Source organism: Actinomadura sp. GC306 (assembly GCF_004348665.1).
Taxonomy (GTDB): domain Bacteria; phylum Actinomycetota; class Actinomycetes; order Streptosporangiales; family Streptosporangiaceae; genus Spirillospora.
This window is the reverse complement of record NZ_SMKM01000313.1, coordinates 1-7,273: the sequence shown is the minus strand read 5'-3', so window position 1 is coordinate 7,273 and position 7,273 is coordinate 1. Positions and strand designations below refer to the sequence as shown.

At 73.2% G+C, this 7,273-nt stretch carries 5 protein-coding genes; 4 read left to right on the top strand and 1 reads right to left on the bottom strand.

Translation table 11 applies throughout. The annotated features are described in order from the left end of the window. Nucleotides 1-155 precede the first annotated feature (155 nt). From E1200_RS29155 to E1200_RS29145, 3 genes are all read left to right on the top strand, one after another. On the top strand, nt 156-1,001 hold the full coding sequence (locus E1200_RS29155) for an ANTAR domain-containing protein (RefSeq protein WP_243708926.1): 846 nt from the start codon (nt 156-158) through the stop codon (nt 999-1,001). Nucleotides 1,002-1,155: 154 nt separating this feature from the next. Further along, nucleotides 1,156-3,288 carry a SpoIIE family protein phosphatase gene (locus tag E1200_RS29150; protein WP_243708925.1) on the top strand — a complete coding sequence of 711 codons (2,133 nt, stop codon included), beginning with the start codon at nt 1,156-1,158 and terminating at the stop codon, nt 3,286-3,288. Nucleotides 3,289-3,370: 82 nt separating this feature from the next. After that, entirely contained in the window at nt 3,371-3,886 is a 516-nt protein-coding gene (locus E1200_RS29145; RefSeq protein WP_243708924.1) for a DUF6328 family protein, read from the top strand. Nucleotides 3,887-3,925: 39 nt separating this feature from the next. Here E1200_RS29145 and proS read toward each other — a convergent pair whose 3' ends face one another. Continuing rightward, nucleotides 3,926-5,374, bottom strand: a complete 1,449-nt coding sequence (gene proS / locus E1200_RS29140) for a proline--tRNA ligase (RefSeq protein ID WP_243708922.1) — start codon at nt 5,372-5,374, stop codon at nt 3,926-3,928. 79 nt (nt 5,375-5,453) lie between these two features. Here proS and E1200_RS29135 point away from each other — a divergent pair, with 79 nt between their 5' ends. Next, complete coding sequence (locus E1200_RS29135; protein WP_131955287.1) at nt 5,454-7,160, top strand: proline--tRNA ligase; 1,707 nt, start codon at nt 5,454-5,456, stop codon at nt 7,158-7,160. Nucleotides 7,161-7,273 lie beyond the last annotated feature (113 nt).

Here is a 7,273-nt window from a genome sequence, read left to right as displayed (position 1 = left end):
CCCCGGTACCCTCCCGAGCCCCCTCCGCGCCATCGGCCCCCGGCAGCCCACGACCACGGCCCGCCATGACCCCCTCATGACCGGGAAACCGTGCGCGTGGAGCGGGCCGGACGCCGCCGACCCCGCATCCCGGAACGCAGGATAATCTCGGAGGGGTGACGTCCACCGAGACCGTGCTGACCGACCAGCTCGCGTTGGAGATCGCCCGGCTGGGGATGGTCGGGGAGTCTTCCGACATCGGCACCCTGCACCGGGTGACCGACCTCGCCTCGCGCGTCGTCCCCGGCTGCGCGGGCGCGTCGAGCGTGCGCTGGGCGCTGCCCGCCGAACCCGCGCACGACCCGGGCGCCGAGCTCGGCCTCCCGCCGGCCGACGCGGCGGACGTGCCGCGCGTCCCCCGGCAGAACCGGGGCCCCGACCGGGCGGCGGGCGGCATCGCGGTGCCCGAGGAGTTCCGGCCGGAGCCGCTGGCCGCCGCCGCCAGCCATCCCGACCTCGCCGAGATCGTCGAGCGGCAGCTGGTCCGCGGCCGCGGACCGGCGTTCGACGCGGTGCTGGACCGCCGGGCGCAGTCGTCCGAGGACATCCTCGCCGAGACGCGCTGGCCCGAGGCGATGGCCGACATGCTGCGCCGGGGGGTGCGCTGCTTCACCACCACGCCGCACCTGAACCCGCCGGTCCTCGTCACGCTCACCCTGTTCGGGGTGACGCCGAAAGCGCTCGGGTCGGCCCAGCACGGGATCGCCTCCCTGCTCATGGCCCAGGGCAGCGCCGCCGTCAGCAACACCCGGCAGTACGACGTCGTGCACCGGACCGCCATCCAGCTCCAGGAGGCGGTCGAGGCGCGCGCCATCGTCGACCAGGCGAAGGGCATCCTCATGCACGCGCTGGGGTGCGACGCCGACACCGCATTCGCGGAGATGCGCCGCATCTCACAGACGCGTCATGTGAAGCTCACCGCACTCGCCCAGCGAATCGTCGGCCAGCAAGGGCTTCCCTAGGTCATGGATCTAGGCGCACGGGGAGGGGGCGCATAAGCTGCGCAGAGCCGGGTCCGGTGCGACCCGGCGGCGCGGCGCCGAGGCCGTCGCCCGGCCGGCCTCCGGCCTGGCGCGACCCGCTTCCATCGTGCGTCGCGGACGAGAGGGAGACCACATGCACGATCAGTCCGACCAGCTCGAACCCGAGACCCTGCTGCGGGAGATCTCGGACCTTGAGGGGCGCATCGGCGAACTGCGCCAGGCCGCCGGTGTGCCGCAGCCCGACCTGCGCGCCACCCTGGACGCGGCCCTGGTCGAGCTGGAGCTGGCACTGACGGTGCTGCGGACCGTCGGCACCGAGCACACCGGCGAGCAGGGCGGGTCGGCCGCGGCCGAGAACGAGCGGCGGGTGCTGCGCACCGTCTTCCAGGACGCCCCCGTGCCGCTGTTCCTCCTCGACCGCAACACCACCGTCCGCCGCGTGAACCGGCAGGCCGCGGCACTGCTCGGCACGTCCGCCGGCTACGTGTCGGGCAAGCAGTTCACGGCGTTCTGCGACATGGCGACCCGCGCGGCCGTGCGGTCGCAGATCGCCGCGGTCGTCCGGACGGGGCGGCGGCACCCGGTGAAGGTCCGCTTCCTCGGCCGCGAGCACCCGGTCGACGCGACGGTGACGCTGGCCCGGGTGTGGATCCGCGGCGAGCCCGACCCGATGGTCGTGGCGGCCGCGGGGCCGGCGAACGCGCCCGCGGTCGACAGCGGCCCGGCCGCGGCGCAGCCGAAGGCCAGACGGTCGGCGGCCGGCCGTGCGCCGTCCGCGCCGGCCCCTTCCGCGGCCGCGGCGGGACGGGCGGCGCCGGCCCGGACGATCGCCGCCCGCGGCACGTCCACCGAGACCGCGTCCGCGCTGGCGGTCGGCACCGGCACGGCCCCCGCGCCGGACGTGCCCGCCCGCGAGGAGCACGCGCGGAGCACCCACGCCGCGCAGCCGGACGACGAGGCCGTCGCCACGATCGTCCACCGGATGGACGTCCTCGCCACGGCCAGCGAGCTGCTGCTCGACGAGCCGGTCTTCAACGAGACCGTGGCCATCCGGCGGTGCGCCCGGCTGCTGGCCGCCGAACTGGCCGACTGGGCGTTCATCGACCTGACCGTCGGGAACGGCGGCCCCGGACCGTCCGCGCAGGCCGGCGGCACCCCGCCGGCGCTGCGCCGCCAGGTGGTGATGGGCCCGGAGGACGAGCGCTCCGTCGAGGCGGCGCGGATGCTGGAGGAGGTGGAGCCCGTCCAGGGCACCCTCCCGCACACCGTCTACCTCACCCGGCAGAGCGCGCTGCGGCCGCACCTGGAGAACCTCGACGTCCTCGGCGTGTGCCCGGACGGCCAGCCCGTCTGCGGCAAGATCGGCGTGACCTCGGTCCTGAGCGTCCCCATCGAGGACGGCGACCGCGCCATGGGGACGATCACCCTGGCGGCGAGCGGCGAGTACGGACCGTTCGACCTCATGGACCTCGGCGTCGTCCAGCGCCTCGGCCGCTACCTCGCCCTGGTGATCCGGGCGGCGCGGCTCTACCGGCGCCGCGCCGAGGTCGCCGAGACGCTGCAGGCGGGCCTGCTGCCGAGGGCGCTGCCCGCGATCCCCGGCGTCAGCGTGGCCGCGAAGTACCTGACGGCGACGCACGGCTCGGAGGTCGGCGGCGACTTCTACGACGTGTTCCGCACCGAGAACGGCTGGGGGCTGATCCTCGGCGACGTGTGCGGCAAGGGCGAGGACGCGGCGGCGGTGACCGCGGCGGCGCGGCACTGCGCGCGGCTGGCGGCCCGGTGGAAGGCCGACCCGGGGGACGTCCTCGGCATCGTGAACGAGGCGCTGATGGACGAGGACCGGTTCGTCACGGCGGTGATGGCCGGGCTGACGGTCGAGACCGAGCGGGTCACGGTGTCGCTCGGCACGGCGGGGCATCCGCCCGCGATCGTCGTGCGCGCCGACGGGGTGATCAGGTCGGCGTCGCGCGGCGGCGTCCCGCTCGGCCTGTTCGACGACTTCGAGGCCGGGCAGGACACGATCGAGCTCGGCGTCGGCGACACCCTCATCCTGCACTCCGACGGGGTGCTGGAGGCGTGCAACATGACGCGGCAGGAGTTCGGCCAGGAACGCCTGCTGGAGGCCCTCGCCGGGCACGCGGGCGCGACGCCGGCGGGCATGCTCGACGCGGTGGAGGACGCGCTGCTCAACTTCTGCGACAGCGACCTCCGCGACGACGTCTCGATGCTCGCGCTGCGCGTGGAGCAGGCGTCGCTGGACTAGGCGTGATGCCGGGGTTGGACGTGATGTCAGTGGTGACCGAGTTGGTGGACTGACGACCGTTTTACTGGGGTAAATGGCTTTCATGACCACGGACCCGGCCGAAAAGCCCCGCAACGAGACCGAGCACGAGCGCCTCGACCGGCAGTTCGTCGAGCTGCTCCAGGGGTTCCGCGTCGCCACCACCGGCGTGCAGGTGCTGTTCGCGTTCCTGCTGATCGTGCCGTTCTCGACGCACTACGAGAAGGTCGAAGGGGCCGGGACGGTGCTGTTCTACATCGCGCTGTTCGGTGCGGCGTTCGCCTCGGTCTGCTTCATCGCGCCGGTGTTCCACCACCGGATCCTGTTCCAGCTCGGGCAGAAGCCGCTGCTGATCCGCCGCGCCAACCTGTTCGGGATCATCGGCGCCCTGGCGCTGATGGCGTCGATGACCGCGGCGACCACGCTGGTCGTCGAGTCGGTCTCCGACGAGGCGGGCTGGACGGCCGCCACCGCGGCGATCCTGCTGGTGCTGTGCGGCTACGTGTGGTTCGTCCAGCCGTACCTGACCCGGCTGAAGGCGAGCCGGCCGAGCCGCCCGAAGCGGCCGGACGCGTCCTGACCGGCCGCCCCCGGTGCCGCCCCGCCGTGCCGTGCCCGCTCAGTAGGCGCGGCTGAAGATGACGCGCTTCCCGTAGGCGGACGGGCGGCCGCACTTCACGCACTCGCCGCTCTCCTCGGGCGCGTCGGACGGGATGACCCGGGGCGTCGCGGCGGTCTCGGCCTTGATGCCGTCCTCGCACGCGTTCTCCCCGCAGTGGAACGCGCGGGCCCAGCCGGACGCGACCTGTGCCGCGAACGCGTCCCAGCCGTCGACCGCGGCGGTGTTCTCCTCTCGGAACTCCTCGGCCCGCCGCAGCAGGAACGCGTGGAAGTCGTCGAGCATCCCGGGCAGCAGCTCCGCCACCTTGTCCAGCGGGATCTGCTCCTTGCCCTGCCCCTCGACCGTCGGCAGCCGCCGCACGACGGTCGCGACACCGGCCTCGATGTCGCGCTTGCCCAGCTCGATGCGGACCGGGACGCCGCGCATCTCCCACTCGTTGAACTTGAAGCCCGGGGAGAGCTGCGGGCGGTTGTCGTCCACGTGCACGCGGACGCCCGCCTCCTTGAGGGCCGCGCCCAGCCGGCGGGCCTCCGCCGCGGCCTGCTCGCCCTGCTCCTTGCGGCCGATCGGCACGATCACGACCTGGTACGGCGCGAGCCGCGGCGGCAGCACGAGGCCCTTGTCGTCCCCGTGCGTCATGATCACGCCGCCGATCATGCGGGTGCTCATCCCCCAGGACGTCGTGTGCGCGAGCGTCAGCGCGCCCGCCTCGTCCTGGTACTGGATCTCGAACGCCTTGGCGAAGTTGGTGCCGAGGTAGTGCGACGTCCCGGCCTGCAGGGCCCGGCCGTCGCGCATCATTCCCTCGATCGTGTAGGTGCGGACGGCGCCGGCGAACCGCTCACCGGGCGTCTTCTCCCCCGGGACGACCGGCATCGCCGCGAGGTCGCGGGCGAGGTCGGTGTAGGCGCCGAGGGCCCACATCGTCTCGCGCATCGCGTCGTCCTCGTCGGCGTGGGCGGTGTGGCCCTCCTGCCAGAGGAACTCGGTGGTCCGCAGGAACATCCGGGGCCGCATCTCCCAGCGGACGACGTTCGCCCACTGGTTCAGCAGCAGCGGCAGGTCGCGGTGGGAGTCGATCCACTTGGCCATGTACTCGCCGATGACCGTCTCGGACGTCGGCCGCACGACCAGCGGCTCCTCAAGGTCCTTGCCGCCCGCGTGGGTCACGACGGCGAGCTCCGGGGAGAAGCCCTCGACGTGCTCGGCCTCGCGCCGCAGGTAGGACTCCGGGATGAACATCGGGAAGCAGGCGTTGTCGTGCCCCGCGTCCTTGATGCGCCCGTCCAGGTCGGCCTGGAGCAGCTCCCACATCCGGTAGCCGTACGGCCGGATGACCATCGTGCCGCGCACCGGCCCCCGGTCGACGAGCTGGGCCTGCACGACCACCTCGTTGTACCAGGCGGAGAAATCCTCGCTCTGCGGCGTCACACCTTCTCGACTCACGGCACTCAGGGTACTGACTCGCGGCGCACCGCACGGACGCTTCCCCGCCGCGCCGGACGCCCTTCGCTACGCTCGCGGGATGCGCTGGTCCCAGATGTTCGTGCCCACGCTCCGCGACGACCCCGCCGAGGCGGACGCGCCGAGCCACCGGCTGCTGCTCCGGGCGGGGTACGTCCGGCAGCTCACCGCGGGCCACTACTCGCTGCTGCCGCTGGCCGTCCGCGTCCGGGCGCGGATCATCGAGATCATCCGGGCCGAGATGACCGCGATCGGCGCGCAGGAGATGCTGCTGCCCGCCCTGCACCCCGCCGAGCCGTGGCAGCGCTCGGGGCGCTGGGAGCTGATGGGCCAGGAGATGTTCCGGCTGCGCGACCGGCGCGGCACCGACCTCGCCCTCGGGATGACGCACGAGGAGATCTTCGCGACCGTCGCCCGCGAGTTGAACTCCTACAAGCGGCTCCCGCAGCAGTGGTACCAGTTCCAGACGAAGTTCCGGGACGAGCCGCGCCCCAAGGGCGGCCTCATGCGGACCCGCGAGTTCACGATGAAGGACGCCTACAGCTTCGACATCGACCGCGCCGGCCTGGACGCGTCGTTCGACGCCTACCACGGCGCCTACACGCGGATCTTCGAGCGGCTCGGCCTGCGCGCGCTGGCCTGCGAGGCGTCCAGCGGGACCATGGGCGGCTCGGACTCGACCGAGTTCATGTGCCCCGCCGACGTCGGCGAGGACCTCGTCGCCCACTGCCCGGCGTGCGGCTACGCCGCCAACATCGAGCGGGCGACGTCCGTGCTGCCGGCCGTCGCCGACGAGCCGGGGCCGGCCGCGCCGGAGCGGTTCGACACCCCGGGCGTGCGCACCATCGAGGACCTCCGCGCCTACGACGCCCCGGGCGACCGGCAGATCAAGACGCTCGTCTACATCCTCGACGGCACGCTCACGCTCGTCCTGCTGCGCGGCGACCACCCGCTCAACGAGCAGAAGCTCGTGGACGCGACCGGCGTCACCGAGATCCGCGCCGCCGACCCGGCCGAGATCCAGGACGCGCTGGGCGCGCTGCCCGGCAGCCTCGGCGCGGTCGACGCGTTCCTCCCGGCGCCCGTCCCCGTGATCGCGGACGAGGCGCTGCGGGGCCGCCGCGACATGTTCACGGGCGCGAACACAGACGACGTCCACCTGCGCGGCGTCAACGTCGAGCGCGACATCGAGGTGGGCAAGTGGGCCGACCTGCGGGAGGTCGAGGCGGGGCAGCGCTGCGTCCGCTGCGGCGAGGCCCTGGAGATCCAGCGGGCCATCGAGGTCGGGCACATCTTCAAGCTCGGCGACCGCTACGCCCGCGCGCTCGGCGTCGAAGTCCTGGACCCGGACGGCAAGCGCGTCCCGGTGGTCATGGGCAGCTACGGCATCGGCGTCGAGCGCGCGATGGCCGCGATCATCGAGACCCACAACGACGACCGCGGGATCGTCTGGCCGCTGTCCGTCGCCCCCTTCCAGGTCTCGGTCGTGGTCGCCCAGTCCGATGACGGCGACGTCGCCAAGGCCGCCGAGGACATCTACGCGTCGCTGAAGGACGCCGGGGTGGACGTGGTGATCGACGACCGCGCCGAACGCGCCGGGGTGAAGTTCCGCGACGCCGAGCTGACGGGAATCCCGTTCCGGGTGACCGTGGGCCGCCGCGGCCTGGCCGAGGGCACCGCCGAGGTCACCACCCGCGCCACCGGCGAAACCGAAAAGGTGCCCCTGGACACCGTCGTCCCCCGCGTCCGCTCCCTCACCGGCCGCTGAGGCCCACGCCGCCTCTTGGCTGGTGGTGGCCAGATTCGTACTGTCCAAGATGTACGGGAGGCGGATAAAGTTCGCGGGTGCGGGTGGTTGTCACGGGGGCGGCGGGGTTCGTC

What these genes read in the sequence shown, in the direction of transcription:
- E1200_RS29150 (WP_243708925.1), top strand. Translation starts at nt 1,156, where the DNA reads ATGCACGATCAGTCCGACCAGCTCGAACCCGAGACCCTGCTGCGGGAG.
- E1200_RS29145 (WP_243708924.1), top strand. Translation starts at nt 3,371, where the DNA reads ATGACCACGGACCCGGCCGAAAAGCCCCGCAACGAGACCGAGCACGAG.
- E1200_RS29135 (WP_131955287.1), top strand. Translation starts at nt 5,454, where the DNA reads ATGCGCTGGTCCCAGATGTTCGTGCCCACGCTCCGCGACGACCCCGCC.